The organism is Candidatus Competibacter phosphatis, from assembly GCF_012939995.1.
Classification (GTDB): domain Bacteria; phylum Pseudomonadota; class Gammaproteobacteria; order Competibacterales; family Competibacteraceae; genus Competibacter; species Competibacter phosphatis.
Genome location: NZ_SPMZ01000036.1, coordinates 38,908 through 57,534, shown reverse-complemented (window position 1 = coordinate 57,534; position 18,627 = coordinate 38,908). Strand labels below are relative to the sequence as shown.

19 protein-coding genes are annotated in these 18,627 nt (G+C 58.8%); 16 read left to right on the top strand and 3 right to left on the bottom strand.

Annotated elements, in window-relative coordinates; all coding sequences use genetic code 11:
• Positions 1 to 2 precede the first annotated feature (2 nt).
• The 5 genes from E4P82_RS12880 (at position 3) to E4P82_RS12860 (ending at position 4,687) form a co-directional block, all read left to right on the top strand.
• Complete coding sequence (locus E4P82_RS12880) at positions 3 to 770, top strand: DUF928 domain-containing protein (protein ID WP_169249263.1); 768 nt, start codon at positions 3 to 5, stop codon at positions 768 to 770.
• Between the two features lie 10 nt (positions 771 to 780).
• Positions 781 to 1,491, top strand: coding sequence for a Crp/Fnr family transcriptional regulator (locus tag E4P82_RS12875; RefSeq protein WP_169249262.1), 711 nt, complete (start codon positions 781 to 783; stop codon positions 1,489 to 1,491).
• A gap of 245 nt (positions 1,492 to 1,736) precedes the next feature.
• The gene (locus E4P82_RS12870; RefSeq protein ID WP_169249261.1) at positions 1,737 to 2,372 is read left to right on the top strand and encodes a methyltransferase domain-containing protein; all 636 of its coding nucleotides are present in this window, start codon (positions 1,737 to 1,739) and stop codon (positions 2,370 to 2,372) included.
• A 201-nt stretch (positions 2,373 to 2,573) separates the two neighbouring features.
• A complete protein-coding gene (locus E4P82_RS12865) occupies positions 2,574 to 2,966 on the top strand; it encodes a hypothetical protein (RefSeq protein ID WP_169249260.1) in 393 nt (130 codons plus the stop codon).
• Positions 2,967 to 3,631: 665 nt separating this feature from the next.
• Positions 3,632 to 4,687 (top strand): peroxidase family protein, encoded by a 1,056-nt coding sequence (locus tag E4P82_RS12860; RefSeq protein ID WP_169249259.1) that lies wholly within the window; start codon positions 3,632 to 3,634, stop codon positions 4,685 to 4,687.
• A gap of 219 nt (positions 4,688 to 4,906) precedes the next feature.
• Here E4P82_RS12860 and E4P82_RS12855 read toward each other — a convergent pair whose 3' ends face one another.
• Together E4P82_RS12855 and E4P82_RS12850 are read right to left on the bottom strand one after the other, a co-directional pair.
• Positions 4,907 to 5,842 carry a ShlB/FhaC/HecB family hemolysin secretion/activation protein gene (locus tag E4P82_RS12855; protein ID WP_169249258.1) on the bottom strand — a complete coding sequence of 312 codons (936 nt, stop codon included), beginning with the start codon at positions 5,840 to 5,842 and terminating at the stop codon, positions 4,907 to 4,909.
• The gene (locus E4P82_RS12850) at positions 5,802 to 6,647 is read right to left on the bottom strand and encodes a ShlB/FhaC/HecB family hemolysin secretion/activation protein (protein ID WP_169249257.1); all 846 of its coding nucleotides are present in this window, start codon (positions 6,645 to 6,647) and stop codon (positions 5,802 to 5,804) included. The genes E4P82_RS12855 and E4P82_RS12850 overlap by 41 nt, the downstream gene beginning before the upstream one ends.
• Before the next feature lie 91 nt (positions 6,648 to 6,738).
• On the opposite strand from E4P82_RS12850, the gene E4P82_RS12845 reads away from it, so the two are divergent.
• On the top strand, positions 6,739 to 7,899 hold the full coding sequence (locus E4P82_RS12845) for a MalY/PatB family protein (RefSeq protein WP_169249256.1): 1,161 nt from the start codon (positions 6,739 to 6,741) through the stop codon (positions 7,897 to 7,899).
• Between the two features lie 58 nt (positions 7,900 to 7,957).
• Here E4P82_RS12845 and E4P82_RS12840 read toward each other — a convergent pair whose 3' ends face one another.
• Entirely contained in the window at positions 7,958 to 9,277 is a 1,320-nt protein-coding gene (locus tag E4P82_RS12840; protein ID WP_420887112.1) for an ammonium transporter, read from the bottom strand.
• Positions 9,278 to 9,748: 471 nt separating this feature from the next.
• Here E4P82_RS12840 and E4P82_RS12835 point away from each other — a divergent pair, with 471 nt between their 5' ends.
• The 10 genes from E4P82_RS12835 to E4P82_RS22185 all read left to right on the top strand — a co-directional run bounded on the left by E4P82_RS12835 (position 9,749) and on the right by E4P82_RS22185 (position 18,548).
• On the top strand, positions 9,749 to 11,548 hold the full coding sequence (locus tag E4P82_RS12835; RefSeq protein WP_246327569.1) for a hypothetical protein: 1,800 nt from the start codon (positions 9,749 to 9,751) through the stop codon (positions 11,546 to 11,548).
• An 864-nt stretch (positions 11,549 to 12,412) separates the two neighbouring features.
• Entirely contained in the window at positions 12,413 to 13,201 is a 789-nt protein-coding gene (locus E4P82_RS22195; protein WP_246327568.1) for a reverse transcriptase family protein, read from the top strand.
• On the top strand, positions 13,194 to 13,652 hold the full coding sequence (locus E4P82_RS12825) for a WGR domain-containing protein (RefSeq protein WP_169249254.1): 459 nt from the start codon (positions 13,194 to 13,196) through the stop codon (positions 13,650 to 13,652). Before E4P82_RS22195 ends, E4P82_RS12825 begins: the two co-directional genes overlap by 8 nt.
• A gap of 9 nt (positions 13,653 to 13,661) precedes the next feature.
• Positions 13,662 to 16,538, top strand: a complete 2,877-nt coding sequence (locus E4P82_RS12820; protein WP_169249253.1) for a hypothetical protein — start codon at positions 13,662 to 13,664, stop codon at positions 16,536 to 16,538.
• 170 nt (positions 16,539 to 16,708) lie between these two features.
• Positions 16,709 to 16,987, top strand: coding sequence for a type II toxin-antitoxin system TacA family antitoxin (locus E4P82_RS12815; RefSeq protein WP_169249252.1), 279 nt, complete (start codon positions 16,709 to 16,711; stop codon positions 16,985 to 16,987).
• A complete protein-coding gene (locus E4P82_RS12810; protein WP_169249251.1) occupies positions 16,984 to 17,511 on the top strand; it encodes a GNAT family N-acetyltransferase in 528 nt (175 codons plus the stop codon). The genes E4P82_RS12815 and E4P82_RS12810 overlap by 4 nt, the downstream gene beginning before the upstream one ends.
• 70 nt (positions 17,512 to 17,581) lie before the next feature.
• Positions 17,582 to 18,007, top strand: coding sequence for a type II toxin-antitoxin system HicA family toxin (locus E4P82_RS23710; RefSeq protein ID WP_420887111.1), 426 nt, complete (start codon positions 17,582 to 17,584; stop codon positions 18,005 to 18,007).
• Between the two features lie 35 nt (positions 18,008 to 18,042).
• Complete coding sequence (locus E4P82_RS12800) at positions 18,043 to 18,279, top strand: type II toxin-antitoxin system HicB family antitoxin (protein WP_169249250.1); 237 nt, start codon at positions 18,043 to 18,045, stop codon at positions 18,277 to 18,279.
• A gap of 31 nt (positions 18,280 to 18,310) precedes the next feature.
• Complete coding sequence (locus E4P82_RS23215; protein ID WP_312915019.1) at positions 18,311 to 18,442, top strand: hypothetical protein; 132 nt, start codon at positions 18,311 to 18,313, stop codon at positions 18,440 to 18,442.
• On the top strand, positions 18,384 to 18,548 hold the full coding sequence (locus E4P82_RS22185; protein ID WP_312915012.1) for a DUF262 domain-containing protein: 165 nt from the start codon (positions 18,384 to 18,386) through the stop codon (positions 18,546 to 18,548). The genes E4P82_RS23215 and E4P82_RS22185 overlap by 59 nt, the downstream gene beginning before the upstream one ends.
• Positions 18,549 to 18,627: the final 79 nt, after the last annotated feature.

Sequence of the window (18,627 nt, the reverse complement as noted above, 5' to 3'; positions counted from 1 at the left end):
TCATGAGCAAACTCCGTATATCCCTACTCGTCGGCTTGGCCCTGGTGTTCCCCATCTTGGCAACGCCCAGCCGTGCGCAAACGCAGCCCCCTGTCGATAACACGCGACCGAAACCCGCCGCCCAAACCGCGCAACCACCGCCCACCGCCAGTCAGACACCCGTTTACCGGCCGCCGCTGCGCGGTGCGCCCGCCACCCGGGTCGGCGGCGCCAACCGGGGCGGATCGGACGGCGGATTGATCCTCAGTGTGCTCGCCCCTGAAAGCACCGGCCTGACCCACCAGGCCCGGCCAACCTTGTATTGGTACGCTTCCCAGGCAGTGACCGCCCCGGTGGAATTCACCCTGAACGACGACCACTCCATCAAACCGCTGGTCGAGATGAAAATACCCGCCTCCCGGCCGGGTATTCACGCCCTACCCCTCAACCACACCCTCCAACCCGAGGTCGAGTATCAATGGGTCATCGCCGCCGTGATCGACCCCAAGCAGCGCGCGAGCGACATCATCGCCAGCGGAACGATCAAACGGGTTCAGCCCTCTCCAACACTCGCCACCCAACTAAGTCGGGCCAATCCAAGGGCATTGCCGTTTCTGTACGCCCAGGAAGGATTCTGGTACGACGCCATCGGCACATTGTCCGAGCAAATCGACGCCGACCCGGCGGATCGCCACTTACGGGAGCAGCGGGCAGCCTTGCTGGAACAGGTGGGATTGAACACCGCCGCTACTGATGACCGGGGAGCCAACCCTGGAAGAATGACGGAATGATCCGGAACCAATGCCGCCCATCGATAAACGCACTGCCTTAGCTCAACATGAGCTATTCAGCCACCTAGAGGCAACCGAACGCGAGCAACTCCTCCTGTTGGGTGTCGAGCGGCGATTTAACGACGGCCGGACGATTTTTCAGCGGGGCGACCCCGGCAACGGCATGATGCTGGTGCTGCGGGGGCAGGTCAAAATCAGCATCGTGTCCGATGAAGGCAAGGAGTTGATTTTTGCCATGACCCAGCCGGGGGAATGCTTCGGTGAGATCGCCCTGTTGGACGGCCAGACCCGCACCGCAGACGCCATCGCGGTCGGAGATTGCGTGCTGTTCATGCTGGCGCGTTCCGATTTCATCCCGTTCCTGGAGCGCCATCCGCAAGTCGCGATTCGCCTGCTCGCCGTGCTGTGCGGGCGGGTACGCACCACCAGCGACTTCATCGAGCGGCTGGCTTTCCAGAATCTGCCCGCCCGCCTGGCTCGGCTGCTGCTCAAGCTGGCCGCAACCCAGGGATCGGTCACCCCGGCAGGGGTCCGCATCGATCAAAAGCTCTCGCAGCAGGAAATCGGCAACCTCGTCGCCGCCAGCCGCGAGAGTGTCAACAAACAACTGCGGCTCTGGCGAACGGAAGGGCTGCTCGCCATCAAACAGGGCTATATCACCCTCCTGCAACCCGTCGCGTTGAGTCAACTGGCTCATTCAAGCCGTACCACCAATATCTGACCTCCCTCCTTGCTGACTGGCGTCCCTTCCCGTGGCGGGAGAGGATGGCGGTGTCTCCGACTTCACTCGCGTTCCCGAAAAAACCGGCGAATCGACGCGCGCTCCCGAAAAAAACCGATGAAACGTGAAGCAGCTCACATCTGACCGTCGGGAAAAATGCGTGAATGACCCCAACAAACGATACGTGAAGGGTGGGGATTCACCGATGCGGAACCCTTCGCGATCAGACTCGCAAGGACACTCCCATGAATGCCGGTCAGGCCATCGAATCAGTTCCTTCCCGCCAATTCGGCACGGAACCCTTTAGCCTGAATCCACGAATTCGATCCGTGGTATTGCACATCATCGCCCATCACGGAGCGATGCGGATTCTTGGAATCGGGTGCGGCACTCTGCCGTTGTGCCACGACTTACATCATGCGGGTTATACCGTGGCTAGCATGGAACCCGAAGAGGGCAGCGCGGCCAACACGGCTGAATTCCCACCGGCGGTTCGTTCTTACCCGCCACTGGTAGGCCCTAACAGTGATTCGATCAAGGCAGCGCCTTTCGACATGGCGGTCAGTATCGAATCAGGCGAACCGTTTTCTAGACCCTCCGCACTGGTCAAGCTGGCCGCCGTAAATCTTCAGCAAGGCGGCATCCTTGTCTTGTCGATGCCTTATGGCGGCTACCTGAGAAACCTGCTGATCACCGTGCGCGAGTGGTGGAATCTGCCGCGCTTCGCGGTATGGGACGGCGGCCACATGCAACGCTGGTCGAGGAAGTGCCTGACCATGTTAATGCAATCTCATGGTTTCACCGTCATGGAACTCATTGGAGTCCGAAACCGCTGTGCGCAGTGGGAAGCGTTGATTCTAGTGGCAAGGAAAATTGATTGACTGGATGCCTTTTAAATCTTAGCACAATCGTTCCAATTTGATTTATAAGGTTTTTTGGTACCGCACGCTAACGTTTTTTAGGCTAGAAATCAATCCACTTTTATTTAGAAAGGGGGTGATAAAAAAATAATACACGAATCTTAAGCTACCAACACTCTATTTGTTGATGAATTGAACGAAAATTCTGAAAGGAGCACACAAATGAACAATACTTTGATTATTTTTCATTGGGAATCACTGAAAATGCAAGATGTTGGGCCTGGCGATGCTGATGTCTACACGAAAAGCGGAAGGCACACTACGGTAAAGATCAAGTTGACAAAACCTATTGTTGAAGAGCACGCGAAACGTCTGAAGACTCATGTCATCTATGACATCATCGAAGGCCGAAAGGACTGGACGCACCTACACATGTCCACGGATATTCTGATTCCTCTGCCACACGATTGGGTAAATGTTAAAACACTAGGCGTGGCAGATTTTAACGTCGACATGGTGATCCATGGGAAAAATCACAGATGGAATCCTGTATACCACAATACCGTCAATTGGATTATGACGCTTGAGGCAAAAAATCGACGGTCCCGGCGATGATGATGAAGGCAATGCAGGATTACGGATCGACTTCGCGATTCCAGTGGAGTATGCGGAAGCGCGATAAAACCACCCGACTACCCACAAATCGTTATAACCAAATAAAGATGATTTTCGCACGCTCAGCAGTCACATGTTATAACCTACCTTGGAATGAGGAATGCAAAGATGAGTAGATGCCCAGTACACCACCATGGAATATCGAAGGTAAGCGGTTGTGAACACATTGCAGTCTCTAACTTCAGCAAATTATTCACGAAACCCGCACTCGCTGTTAGCGAAGAGGAAGCCGCAATCCTCGGCGGACCTGGCGGATTGATGCACGATTTCGACGGCAAGTCTCCGGATTCGAAAATCCCAGCCGGATACACTTTTTTCGCGCAGTTTATCGATCATGAAATAACCCTGGACGCCACCAGCGATTTGCGGCAGAACCCGCCACTGGATGCCGCAGCCGTGTCGGAGCTGCCCAACATTCGCTCTGCTAGCCTTGATCTGGACTGCATCTACGGCTTTGGGCCGGAGGCCAGTCCCCACATCTACGACCCGGAACGTCCTGGCCGTCTAGCCGAAAATCCCAACGGCTACGATCTTGCAAGATCCTCTGGCGGTGTTGCCCTAATCGGCGACCCACGTAATGACGAAAAACATTTTTTGTCTCGCAGATGCAGCTCCTATTCCATAAGTTCCACAATAAGCTCTACAACGAGCGTGTGCATGAAGAGAAAGGTGGTGGACGCTTCAAGGAGGCGCAGAAACAGACGCGTTATCACTACCAATGGCTGGTCTTGTTCGATTTCCTCAAACGCCTGTGCGACAGGGACGTGTACAAGTTCGCCGCTAGTCGCCTGCTAGCGGCGAAGGACCCGCTGATCTACGCGCCCGACAGCCATGGCAAACTGACCATACCGATCGAGTTCTCCGTTGCCGCTTACCGTGTCGGCCATACCTTGGTGCGCTCCTCATACGCGGCTAACGGCAAGAATCTGGATATCGAGCTGTTCGACGAGCGCTTTGGGACCTTGGGTTTCAGTGCCTACCCCGAAAACCTGGTCGTCGACTGGAAGTATCTGTTTGACGTGGCCAAGTGCGTACGTCCACGCATGTGCAAAGCGATAGACCCATTTCTCGCCGATGAAATTCAGAATATGCCGCGACCGGTGGTCAACAGCAACAATCCCAATGATCGCGCGCTTGGATTTCGCAACCTGCTACGCGGCAACGCTCTGGGGCTGCCTTCGGGCCAAGATGTAGCACAGGCACTGTATGACGCCGGGTATACGATGATTGATCTGGCTCCCGACAAGTTGAAACTCAATGAAATTCCGGCCTGGGCTCGCCTAGATGCCATCGCCCCTGGTGATGGTCCGAGCCCACTGCGGACGCAAACGCCATTGTTTTACTACATTCTGCGCGAGTCTGAAGTTGCCGGCGGGCAGCGGTTAGGCCCGGTTGGATCCGCGATTTTGATGGAAGTCTTTGGTGGCATGCTTAGGTTTTGTAACACAAGTTTCTTGCGTTCCAAACCTGACTGGAACCCGGATACCTGCGTATCCAAGGAGCGTTGGAAATCCTTGTGGACAGAGGGAGACATAGAGAGGTTCGACCGCGCGAGGCTTGTAGAAGAAGATGACTACTACCCCTTCGACATGGCTGATGTGGTGCGCTTCGTCGAAAACAGGGACTTCAACGGAAACCATGTGAGCTGTTGTGCAAATTAATCATCAAAAAAAAGTGGCACATGGACGTGTCAGGTTATGGCTTCACCAATGATATTTCACTTTAAATGCCTATCCGGCTAACTCAGGTAACCCCTACATCTAGTGTTACAGCCTTGTCGCTATCTATCCCAACCATCGGGCGTGTGTTCGATGGAAAGTTTGGGTAAACCGATGCACCGACTGAACTGCCCCGAGCAAGCCGGCGCGATTTACTGCCAGTCAGTACGCGGCCTGCACGAAGAAATTCACCCGTGACCCAGTCCAGGCTTCCTCGCCGGTGTTTACGTCCTGGAATGGGTAGCCCCAATACAACGCCGCCCTGACCTTATCGCTGGCGTCCCAGCGAACCCCCACGCCGGCACTGGAAATCGAATTCGGTTCCAGGTCGAACACTCCTTTGTTCTTGGCATAACCGTAATCAGTGAAGACCGCCAGTTGCACCTGACCCTCGTTGGGGCTACGACTGACACCGGGCAGCGGCAGGTGATACACGGGTACTCGGAATTCCAGCGAAGCCACGAAACAGCGGTCCCGGACCAGGGTGTTCTCGGGATAGCCGCGCACCGTCTCCAATCCCCCAAGCGCGCACTTTTCCATCGGCAGCAGTGGATCGTTGGCCAATTGCAGAATGCTCTTGAAGAGCAGTTGGTAATCCCGCTCCCCGAAGCGCTGCGCCCATTGGAATTGGCCGAGCCAGCTCACGAACTGGCCGTCGGGCTCCCGGGCATGGATCGTGGCACCGAAGGCGTCGAGACCCACGCTGACGGTGGAACGGGCGGCAATCACCTGATTCAAGCGCCGGTCCAACCATTCCTGCACGAAGCGCGCGACGGTGATGGTCGCCTCGCCGTTGTCCTCACCAGGGGCAAAGGAGAACGGAATCCCCAGTAAAAAAGATTCGCTGTGCCGCCGTTCCAGATTTACACCCAAGGCAAAAGTCTGTTGCGGCGTCCGGTACAGGGGATGGGTTAGAGCAATGCCATAACTTTGCAGATCACTGGTGATATCGAGAGCGCTGAAACGATCCTCGATCACCGAGGTATCGTTGCGCTCGGCCCAGATTTGCACGGTGGTATCGCGGGCGTTCAGCGGCCGAGCGTAGAACACCCGCCAGTCAGAGGTGTCGCTGCTTTCCAGACTGTGGCCGTAGCTCAACCCCCAGAGTGTCGCCGACCCCGCTGAGGTTGCGGTCCACTCCGTACAGGTAGGCTCGTGTCGCGCCGACGCTCGGCGGATTGTTGTTGGCCACCGCCAAGCCGATTTCATAGGGGCGAGCCTCGCGGATGCCGAGCCGCAATCGCCCTTCCCCCGGTTGCACGCCCGGCGCCAGTTCCGCTTGGAGCTGCTCAATCAGCGGATTTTGCTGGAGGAGTTGCAGACGTTCCTGAAGATGTTGAACATTTAATGGTTCCTCGGCGTCCGGTTGTAACCGGTCCTGGAGATAATCGGCGCGCAGATGCGTATTGCCGGTGATCTCGACCTCGGACAGCCGGCCTTCGACGACCCGAATTCGAACCACACCATCCTCGACCTGTTGGTCCGGGATCACCGCACCGGAGTTGAGGTAACCCCGTTCGACGTAATACAGGGTCAACTGGCGGCGCGCTTCCTGCAATTCCTCGGCGCTGAGGACGCGGTTCTCATACGGCGCGGTGACGGCGGTCAGTTCCTCACGGGTGAACACGGTGTTGCCAGTCAGTTCGAACCGGCGCACGAAGACCCGCTCTTGGCTGGATAGGGGCGATTCGAGGGATGGCGGCGGACGACCCGGCAAGGCCGGCGCGGGTCTGGCATAATCCGGGGGCGTCAGGTTGCGCCCGCCCGGCCGCTGCTCCCATAAGTCCGCGTCCTGCCCCAATGCCAAAAACGGCCACAGTGTCAGCAGGCCTAGGGACGCGCAGACCGACCGCCGGCGAATAAAGTGATGGAAAGCGCCACGGTTCATGTGATTTCGCATCATGGATCGCCTTAATCCATTCAAGTTGACAATGACTTCATCTTAGAATCATTCCACCTTAGGCCGCTACAGTTGTCCACAGGATTGTTTCACTATGATTTGCGATTTTGACCAGCCCCTTACCCGCCACGGCAGCGACAGCCTGAAATGGCAGCGTTACGGCTCGGCTCTGCCGCTGTGGGTGGCGGACATGGACTTCGCCGCCCCGGAACCGGTGCTGGCGGCTCTGCGCGAACGAGTCACGCACGGAGTCTTCGGCTACGGTGCACCACCGGAGGAATTGACCGAAACGATTTGCGCACGGATGGCCGATCTTTATCGCTGGGCCGTAACACCGGAACAGATCGTGTATCTGCCGGGGCTGGTGTGTGGCTTGAACGTGGTGTGCCGGGCGATCGGTGAACCGGGCGACGGGGTATTGGTGCAAACGCCGGTGTATCCGCCGTTTCTGGCCGCGCCGGGCCATCAGGAACGGCGGCTGATCACCGCCGAGCTAACCGCCGAGCTGCGCGATGGCCGACTGTATTACCGCTTCGACGCCACGACATTCGAAGCGGCCATCGACTCGCGCACCCGACTGTTCGTTCTCTGCCACCCGCACAACCCGGTCGGGCGGGCCTTCGAGGTCGAGGAACTGACCCAACTGGCGACGATCTGCGAGCGCCAGGACCTCGTGGTCTGTTCGGACGAGATTCATTGCGATCTGCTGTTGGACGGGCGCCGACACACGCCGCTGGCCGCTCTGTCACCGGAGATCGCCCAACGTTGCATCACTCTGATGGCCCCCAGCAAGACCTTCAACATCCCCGGTCTGGGCGCCAGCTTCGCGATCATCCAGCATCCCGAACTCAGGCGGCGATTCAAACAAGCGATGCGCGGCATCGTGCCGGATGTGAACATTCTTGCCCTGACCGCCGCGCTGGCCGCCTACCGCCACGGCGGCGAATGGCTGCGGGATCTGCTGGCGTATCTCGCCGCCAACCGCGATTTCCTGGTGGAGCATGTCGCCCGCCATTGGCCCGAGCTCCGCGCCACCGTTCCCGAAGCCACCTATCTGGCCTGGCTGGACTGTCGGAATGCAGGCATCGCCGGCAACCCGCAACACTTTTTCCTGGAGCGGGCCGGCGTAGCGCTGAACGACGGCGCAACCTTCGGTCCAGGCGGCGACGGTTTCGTGCGGCTGAACTTCGGCTGCCCGCGCGCCACCTTGGCGGAAGGCTTGGAGCGAATGGGAGCGGCGCTGGCCGCGCGCTGAAAAAGCCGGCGGCGGCCGTACGCAATCTCGCGGCCTTCCCTGGCCACCGCCGCTTTCCCTACAGGTCGTAGCCCCGTTCCTCGTGCAGGGCGATGTCCAAACCGCCGATCTCGTCCTCGCGGCTTACCCGCAGGCCGATGACCGCATCCACCAGCTTGAGCACCACAAAAGTCACGACCACCGTGTAGGCGGCCGTCGCGACCACGCCCACGAACTGCACGCCAAGCTGCTGTCCCATCGAACTAATTCCCGGCGCGAAACCCTGGCCCTTGAACACGCCCAATTCGGTGGAGGCGAACACGCCGGCCGCCAGCGTCCCCAGCATCCCGCCCACGCCGTGCACCGGGAACACGTCCAGCGAGTCATCCACCTTCAGCACCCGTTTGAGGAATTGGGTGGCGTTGAAGCAAGCGAACCCCGCCACCGTGCCGATGACGACGGCGCCGGCCGGACCGACATAGCCCGAAGCCGGGGTGATGGTGCCGAGACCGGCCACCATGCCGGTCACGATGCCGAGCACGCTCGGCTTGCGGTACTTGATCCACTCCATGCTCATCCATGCCAGCGAACCGGCGGCGGCGGACAAATGGGTCGCCATCATGGCCATGCCGGCATTGCCGTTGGCCGCCAGCGCGCTGCCGGCGTTGAAACCGAACCAGCCGACCCACAACATGCCCGCGCCGGTCACCACCATGGTCATGTTGTGCGGCGGCATGGCCGTCCCCGGAAACCCGTGGCGCCGACCCAACACCAGAGCCGAAACCAACGCGGCCACCCCGGCGGTGATATGCACCACGGTTCCGCCGGCGAAGTCCAGCAACCCCATTTGCTGGAGCCAGCCCCCGCCCCATACCCAATGAGCCACCGGTGCGTACACCAAGATCAGCCACAGGACGCTGAACAGCAGCATGGTGGAAAACTTCATGCGTTCGGCGAAACCGCCGACGACCAGCGCCGGGGTAATGATGGCGAAGGTCAACTGGAACATGGCGAACACGGTTTCCGGGATGTCGCCGGTCAGGGAGTCTTCCTCCACCCCCGCCATGAAGACCTTGCCGAAACCGCCGATCCAGTCGCCGCCGGTCCCGAACGCGAGGCTGTAGACGCAGACGAACCATAGCAGCGACACCACGCAGGTGATGGCGAAACATTGCATCAGCACCGACAACACGTTCTTGGTCCGCACCAAGCCGCCGTAAAACAGCGACAGACCCGGCAGGGTCATGAACAGCACCAGCGCCGTGGATGTGAGAATCCAGGCGGTGTTGCCCTGATTCAAACTTGTGGCGGTCTCCTGTGCCCAGGACAACGCGGGCATCAGCACTCCCACCAAACCCAAAAGTAGATTGTTCGATAGCCGTTTATCGTTCTGGCTCATGGATCGTCATCTCGATTCGTTCTGTTAGGATTATTCGATTCATCGGGATTGTTCGCCCCATTTCGGGTCGCAACAGGATCGTTAAAGGATAAAGCGGGTGCAAATTAGCAAATTTCGAAACTGCGATAAAATTAATTTTAAATCAATTAGATGATCAATAACTTATCCGGCTGACACGGATTTTTGCGCTTAATTGGTGCGCGGCTGACAACGATCGCGCAAAATGCGGGCGTCTCGGGGATTGGCGGAGAACAACCCAATCGGCGGAAGGAATTCGTTGGCGGTGGTCGTCATCCTCCACCAGCAGCCAGGCTTCGGCAATTTGCTCGATCATGCGCGAGTTGCCCCGAAACCGAGCAAACACCTTTCACAACACTGTCGTACTATAATTTTCTTGCCATGCGCCATCGCCGTACCAGCATGGCGAAACCTCAAGCTTCGAACAAACTCTCGTGTAAGGTCCGATACCCAATGGCTAGCGCCGAAGTGATTTACCGCTACCGGGAATTCACCCCGCCCTCCGGCGAAACCGATGACGATCTATTGGATTTACCGCTCGATGGCGCACGTCCCGAGGTCCACCTCAAAGCCGCAGTCCTGCGGACCGATATAGTGCGCGATGGTTTGCTGGCTCTCGGCGACATCCTATCGAGCGATCTGCGCCGCCAAGCCAGCGATCGGGCCGACTATCTGGCCTACCTGTTGCGCAAGGGCAAGCGTGCCACTCAAGCGGTCTGGGAAGCGCAAAAAACCTTTCTGGCCGCCAAATACGGCGAAGCGACCCAGCAAGAGACGCCACTGGACCCCTTGTTCAGCGTGGACGCAAACGGTATCGATATCGAAGTGTTCTCCCGCGATGAATCCACTTATGCACGACTGCATCTCAAAGCCGGCAGCGCTTACCAGGCCGCGTCCTTCACGGCAGGCACTTCTCATCTCAGTTTCACGCCATCGTTGTTGCAGGCATTGACCGGTATCCGTACTCACCGATCCGTTACCTTGCATGGCCACTCCTCAACCGCCGGAACCGCCAAGACCGTGCGCGTACCCTATCGTTGGCTGCGCGCTTTTGGGCAGGTACAAGCGGCTTCGACTCTACCCGCCGAACGAGTTCATCTAGCTCCAGTCGATCTTTACAACGTTCTCCTGAGTCTGAGGTTGCGCAAAGCGAAAACGGCACCGCGCGCGCTGCGTTACGAACTGGTTCCGGGCCAAACGCCGCGCTTGGTGCTGGAACCCTGGGAACAGGTGTTGAGCGCCAGCGGATCGCCCTATCAAGGCCAAGTGCCGCAGGTAGTACGCACCTGGGGGCGCCAGCGATTGAATCTACTCGGCCGCTTGCTGCCCTATGCCAAAGCCGTGGATGTCTATCTGCTGGGCGCTGGCTTACCCGCTTTTTACGTGCTGGACATGGAATCCGCCAGCCTGACCTTGGCCTTGAGCGGCTGGACCGACAGCGGCTGGGCCGGCATCGCCACCTTCGATCTGCTCGCATCCGGCGGTAGCGAAGACGAAGTATTGGCCAAGCGCGTCGTCAACCAGTTGACCGAAGCTCCGTTGACTTTGGACGCTCTGAGCGAAACGCTGCGCCAGCCGCGCCAGACCATCAGGCAAGTGCTGTTGCAGGAGTTGCTCAAAGGAACCTTGGTTCACGACATCGCCAGCGGCCTGTTCCAACACCGACCGCTGCTGGCTCAACCGCTGGAATTAGACCGGTTGCGTTACCGTGACGCCCGCGAGGAACAGGCGCATCGGCTGTTGGCAACCGAGGATCAGGTCCAACTGACCCGCATTCACGATCTCGGCTTGGACGGCACCGCCATCGACGGCGAAGTACAGGACCGCCAAGCCCATCGCCACTATCAAACCTCGTTCACCCTGGATCGCGAAGGCCGCACCATCAAGGCGAGTTGCACCTGCCACGAATTCCGCCGCGCCTGTTTGAAGCAAGGCCCCTGCCCGCACATGATCGCGCTGCGACTGCGCTATGCCCGCGAACAGGCCGCGCTGGAGCAAGCGCGGGAAACCGCCGAAGGGCGCCGCTTGATCCGCGCCGAGACGCGGACTTTGACCCGCCGTCAAGGCGAAACCGTGTTGAGCTATCGGGTTTCCCTGGACGAACGCCAGATACTGCTGCGCTGGGGCCACGATCCTCAGACCTTGCGCCAGCAACGGCTACTGTTCAACCGTGCCGAGGAAGCCCGCGACGCCTATTTTGCCCGCCTCGACCGACTGGCGGAACAGGGCTTTATCGACGCCAGCACAGCGTAACCTGATATAACCGTTTCATAACTAACGACAACCTTTGACAAGGGAGCGAAAAGTCCGTAGCGTAATGATTGCTGGAGCGTGAGGCGTTCCTCCATTAGCCGTTTGGGCGGCGTTGCGCCGTCCGGGAATTCCAACGCCACACACGCCACAAGGTAGGCTGTTCTTGGCCAGCTTCGCCGGTAACCGTCCCTAGTTGTTGGCGGAGCTGGGCCAACCACGCCACCGCGGTTTCCGCCAACAACTAGGGACGGTTACCGGCGGCTGGCCGGTGAGCCTACCGTGTCCCTTGTGAGAAGTAGCGGTTTGCGCCTCACGCTCCAGCAATCCTTACGCTCGGTCTGGAAAACGGCATGAGCGAGACACCCCCCACCTGGGAAGACATCGCCCAAGTCGGCGATATCGAACGCTGGGTCGTCGCCCGGCTACGACAATTGGGTCTGTTGGACGAGGCGACCGACCCCGCCAAGCTGACCGGCGCCGCCCTCCACCAGTACAAAGCGCGACGGGAAGAAGAGCGGCGAGTCCGCAAGCAGTTGCGCCAGCAAGCGTGGACCGCTTTCCGCCAAGCCCATCTGGTCCACCTCGGCGCGGACGTGTTCCATCACGACACGCCAGACCAAGACCGCTACGACCTGCCTGATCCCGAAACCCGGCGCGAAACCAATGCCCTGCCGGAAATCAAGGACGCCCAAGCCCTCGCCAAGGCGCTCGATTTGTCCATTCCCCGTTTGCGTTGGCTGGCGTTCCACCGCGAAGTGGACAGCGGCAGCCACTATCAATATTGGACCATCCCCAAACGCGACGGCGGCGCCCGCCTGATCAGCGCGCCCAAGCCGACGCTGAAAAAAGACTCAACGCTGGATCTTGCGCCAGATTGCCGAACGCCTGCCGGTGCACGGCGCCGCGCACGGCTTCCTACCCGGACGCAGCATCTTCAGCAATGCCGCCGTCCACGCTGGCGCATACACCATCGTCAAACTCGACATCCGCCATTTCTATCCCACCGTGACTTGGCGGCGGGTCAAGGGCCTATTCCGTAAGGGCGGCTACGGCGAACAGGTCGCCACCGTGCTGGCTCTGCTCTGTACCGAAGCACCGCGTGAACTGCTGCCACTCGACGGCCAGCATGTCCATGTCGCCAGCGGGCCGCGCGCCCTGCCGCAAGGTGCGCCGACCAGTCCCGCCCTCAGTAACACCGTTTGCCTGCGGTTGGATTGCCGCCTGTCCGGCCTGAGCCAAAAACTGGGATTCCGCTACACCCGTTACGCCGACGATCTGACCTTTTCCTGGCACGAGGCAGAACCACCGCCGCTGGGTCGCTTGTTGCGTTGCGTTCGCATGATTCTCAAGGCCGAAGGCTTTGTCCCCCACCCGGAAAAAACCCGGATTCTGCGCCGAGGCCGCCGGCAAACCGTGACGGGTCTGGTGGTTAACGAAACGCCGTCTGGCAGTCCGGCGCGAGTGCCGCGCGCCCAGGTTCGACGCCTGCGCGCCGCTCTGCACAATCGGTTGAACGGCAAACCCGGTAAGGAAGGTGAAAGTCTGGCGCAACTGCGGGGCTGGGTCGCCTTTCTGCACATGACCGACCCGGAGCGGGCCAAACCGTTTCTGGCGCAACTCAAACAACTGGAGGAGCGTGGCACGGATGAGTGAGTGGCAAGTTTCCCTGATCTTTCAGGACAGCAAATCCAACAAGTTCTGGCGTGCGCGCTGTATCGGCAACAACTTGGAAGTCAATTTCGGCCGGATCGGTAGCCAGGGGCAAAGTCAAGCCAAACGCTACGATTCGCCGGAAGATGCGGCGCGGGAACTGGAAAAACAGGCGCGGGAAAAATACAAGAAAGGCTACGTGGACGGCGACGGCGGTCCAAGCGAAACGGTTGCGTCATCCGCTGTCACCGAACCATCGTCCACCGCCCCCGCCCCCTCGCAATGCACGCTGGTTCTGATGTTGGGCGAACGTCGCCTGGAACTGCGCCTGAGCGTGGAAGGCAACGCGCTGCACACTCACGGCGTGGAACACTACCCCGACCCCTCCGCCGCCGAAGCCGCCTTTGCCCAAGTCCGGGCGGCCTTGGAAGCCGAAGGCTACCGGCCTCAATAGGCGATGCTCATGGCCGACGACCGCTCCATTCTGTTCACCGATCTGGAATACGCCGCCGCCCGGCGCGATCCACAATTCGTCCCGTGGATTCTGGAATTTCTCGCGCAGCCCGACCCGCCCGCCGGCCAGCCGGAAGACCCGCCGGACGACTATCAGGCCCAACCTTTGCCGCCCGATGCCTGGTCGTTGGATCGCTTGCGCCAAAGTCTGAACCCGCAAGCCTTGGCCGGCAAAACCGATGATGAACGTCAAGCGACGCGCACCGGCGCCTGGGCCGCGCTGCTGGCCTCGCCCAACCCGCCGCCGCGCCTGCGCTTAGGCCAACTGTTGCTGGATTTATATACGGCCGACGACGAACCGGCCCGTGCCCTGCTGTTGGAACTGATTCCCCAACTGCCGCCAAACGCCATCGGTTGGGGCATCTGGCAAGGTATCAAGGGCATTTACAAGCAGGCCGAACAGCACCACGACCTCGCCATGCTGGGCGTTCTGTGCTATCGCCTGGACGACCAAGCCAAACTGGGCGAAGGAGACATTTCGCGCGGCACCTGGTTGTACATGCGTCGTCGCGCTTGGCGCTATCTGCGGCAACTCGGTCAAGTCCTGCCGGAGTTGTTTCCGGTGTACGCTGGCCAAGTCTTGCGTCACTACCCGTCTCAGTGCAACTTCCGCCACTGCTGGATCGCCAATCAGATTTGGCGACACAAGGACCTGATCGGCGCTACCGATCAAGGTCTATTGGGCAGCAGCGGTCTGCCGGCCAAACTGGAGCATCGCGCCTTCGACGATGCCTGGAAAATCAGTCCCGCGCCGCTGTTGCGGTTGCTGGAGGATGCCCAAAACCCGCAAGTCTGCGAATTCGCCATTCGCGGGCTGGAGCAGGACTTCAAGGACACCCTGCGCCATGTCGAACCGGCTTGGCTGGCCCGCCTCGGCGCCAAGCGGCTGGACATCGTGCACGACTTCATCATCAAACTACTGCGCGACAATCCCGAGTTCCACCAATCGAAACTGAAGCAACTCGGCTTGCACGACATGGTGTTGGGATTGCTGTACAGCGGCAACAGCCCGGCCCGCCGCTACGCCATCGACTACGCCCGCGCCTACGCCACCGACCTGCCCGTCGCCGAACTGGTCAAGCTGGTGCGGGAAGGCGCACAGGACGCGCGGACCTTTGCCATCGCCCTGCTCGAACAACGGAAACCGGCCGAACTGGGCTTGCCGACCCTGCTCATATTATTGACGGTGCCAGCCAGCGCCGCTCTCGCCAAGGCCAAATTGCAGCAAGGTTTCCGGCCCCAGGACATCACCGCCGAACAGTTCGTCGAAGTAGCCCTCGCCCCTTCCGGTTCGCAAAACGCCACTGTCGAACGTCAAATACAACACATCATGGGGCTCATTCAACAAGGCGTTCAAAATGCCGATTTCGAGCGCATCCTCAATAATCTTTCCCAACGAGGGGGCGCTTCCGCTCTCGATGCCGTACTCGAATTCTATCGGGACGCAAAGGTTACGGTCCCCGCTGCTTACTACCGTCAGGTATTGGACGATCCACGTTGTACCGCCATTGCCCGCCAGCGAGTGCTTAAAACACTAGCGGGTTATTCGGGACGCGAGATCGGCTCGGATTGGATGCAGCAAGCCTTATTGAATCCTCATCTGAGCGATGCCGTGGCCGGTTGGTTGCGGCAGGGTAAATTCAAAGGCGAGGATTTGGATGTCGAGTGGCTCAAAGGCCTCGCCATGCGTCCGGCGCTGCGCCTGCTCGCGCTCCAGTTGCTCGGCGATTCGGAGCTGGTCGCACCGAGCCGCGTCGGGCTGCCCTGGCTGCTGGCGATGGCGCGGCAGGCCGATTCGACCCTGCACGCTTTCGCCCACCGCTATCTATTGGAATCCTTCCGGCCCGACGATTTCGCCAGCGGCGAGCGCAGCGGAATCGATCACCTGTGGGAACTGGCCTGCGGCCCCACCCAACCGGAACCGGTGCGCCACTTCGCCGCCGCCTATCTCAAGGCCCATCATCCGAAAATCGGCCCCAGCGATCCCGAAACGCGCGCCTTCAATATCCAACCCGGCTTGACCGCCGCCGATTATCCGTCGAGCCGGCTGCGGCCGCTGTTTGCCGATCAACGGCCTGATCTGCGCCGGCTGGCGGTCGCCATCGCGCGGGAGGAATTGCGCGCCTGGAACGAGCCGGCCCTCCTCTATCGACTGGCCGACAGCGAACACCGTGAACCCCGTGCCTTTGCCATCGAACAGTTGTTGCACTTAGGGGAAAGCTCGATGGAACCGGCCCTGCCGGTCGAATGGCTGTTGCCGGAACGGGTGTTTCAGTTGGCCGAAAGCCGCCACAAGATCACCCGCGAAACGGCGCTGACCCTGATCCGTCGCCATCAGGAGCAACTCAGCGATCCGGCGCGGCTGGCCTGGCTGATGGAAAGCCCGCACCGCGAGGTTGGGCTGTTCACCGTTCGCCTATTGTGGGAACGTCAGCGCCGGAAATTCGTGCCGACCGCGAAGGCCACCGAGCCCCAGCCCAGCACTCCAGTCGAAGGATTGCGTCGATTTCTGCGCAAGACTTTGTTTGGCCTACCGCCCGGTCGGATGGAACGGCGCGAGTTGGACACCAACCAAGCCGCGCCCGAACGGCCGTGGCCAGCCAGCGTCGGCAAACGTCGGTTGATTGAAGCCATCAAAACGCTAGCCCTGAGCGATGCCGGTTTCGCGGAGTTGGTGACACCGGTGCTGGCGGAATTCCGCCATTCTCGCGCCAAGAATGAATGGCAACATTGCGTCGCCGCGCTAGTGCAAATTCGGCGGGTACATCCGGCGATTCGAGTGGATTTGCCAGTGGGACAGGTGAATCTGAGGGCAAGGACAGCGTGAGGGACAGACTATTTCATTTTTTCGACCAAGCCTCTTCGTGCCGCAAGCTGTGGCACGAATTCGAGCCCGACAATGTCGCACAAGCTGTGCGACCTGCTTCCTGGGAATGTCGCTTCCTCTTTGAGCGGAATTTTCGTACGCTTTGAAACAGTACTATGCCGGAGAAAGCCATGCCGAGAGTGATGGTTGAAGACAACAGTCGTCTATCCTTGCGGATTCGCGCTCAAGACAAAGCCGTGCTGATGCGGGCGGTGGCCCTGGAAAACACCGATCTCACCGATTTCGTGATCCGCACGGCGTTGCAGGCGGCGAAAACCGTGATCGAGCAGGCCGAGCGCGTGCCACTGTCCGAGCGGGACAGCCTGCGGGTGCTCGCGGTCCTGGAACAGCCGCCGGCGCCCAACGCCCGGCTGCTCGCGGCGGCGGAAGCCCTGCCAAACCCCTCATGACCCTGCCGCCGTGGCACGAAGAATCGATCGGCAGGCATCATGACCGGGAAAGGTTTGATTGCGGCGAACCCGCCTTGAACGACTTTCTGCGCCACCATGCCCGCAAGAGCCACGAACGGGGCGGCGCCAAGACCTTTCTGGCGGTCGCCGATGCCGAAGTGAACAGCGTGCTCGGCTTCTACAGCCTGAGCCCCGCTTCGGTGGCCTACGCGCGCACGCCGGAGATGATCCGACGGGGACTCGCCCGCTATGACGTGCCGGTGTTTCGTCTCGGGCGACTGGCGGTCGCCCGCGCCTGGCAGGGCCATGGATTGGGCGGGCAACTATTGCTCTTGGCCGGCCGGCGCTGTCTCCTCGCCGCCAGCGAAGTTGGGGGCGTCGCCCTGCTCATCGATGCCAAGAGTGCTTCGGTCGCTCGCTGGTACGAACGTTACGGCGCGGCGCCTCTTGTCGATCAACCGCTTTCGCTCCTTCTTCCACTCGCCACTCTCCAAGCGGCGCTCGTGGCCGCAGGGAAGTTATAGGGATATATGCCTCCAAGCCAACACGCTTCTCTTGTGGAGGCCAAGCATACAGTGAGCTCATAAGCAATGCATGATGCCGAAGAAAATTAGAGATCTGATTCAGAATTTGAAAGACGCCGGATTCAGTGAAATAGTAGGTGGCGGCAAAGGTTCGCATCGAAAATTCATTCATTCCAAATATGCCGGTGCGGTAACCGTCAGCGGCCAATCCGGAGATGACGCAAAACATTACCAAGAAAAGCAAGTCAATCAGGCGATAGAGAGCGTGAAAAAAATGAAAGTAAGCGACCAGTACCATAAGTGGATTGAATGGAGCGAAGAAGATCAAACCTATGTCGGTAAATGTCCAGATTTAATCACAGGAATTCATGGCGATAGCCCGACACAGCTTTATAGCGAGCTATGTGAAGTCATAGAGGATGTGATTCAGCATTTCGTCAAGGAAGGCCGAGAATTACCGCCACCACGGATTCGGCCTATGCGGGAAGTGGCTTGAAGCGAACAGGTATGAAAAAGTGATGAGGTTTTCCCATGCGTTATGCGGTATTAATCGAAAAAGCGGAACGAAATTATGCGGACTATATCCCCGATCTTCCTGGTTGTATAGTGACTGGCCAAACTCTTGAAGAAGTAGAAACGCAAATTCAGGAGGCTATCCAATTGCATTTACATGGTATGCGAGAGGATGGCTTACCGATTCCAGAACCTTCTAGTCAGGTAGAATATATTAATATAGTTTTTTTAATTCTAACCTCATACCAAGATTAGGTTTCACAGAAATAATTTAAAGGAAAATATAATGAAATTACCAGAACCTCAAACAAGAACTTTCTCAAGCCTTATTTCTGAAATTGAAAAAAGGACAAATCAAAATACCTCAATTCCAAAGGGATTTTGTATGGACAGTTCAAAAATCGGCTGGATTAATTGATAGTATATTGAAAGGTTACCCAATTGGGACATTTATATTTTGGAGGACTAAAGAAAGACTGCGTTCAGTTAGAAACATAGGCAATCAAAAAACTACCCGATCCTGAAAAGGGTGAGGCAATAGATTATGTCCTTGATGGACAACAAAGACTAACAAGCCTATTTGCTTGCTTAAAAGGTATTTGC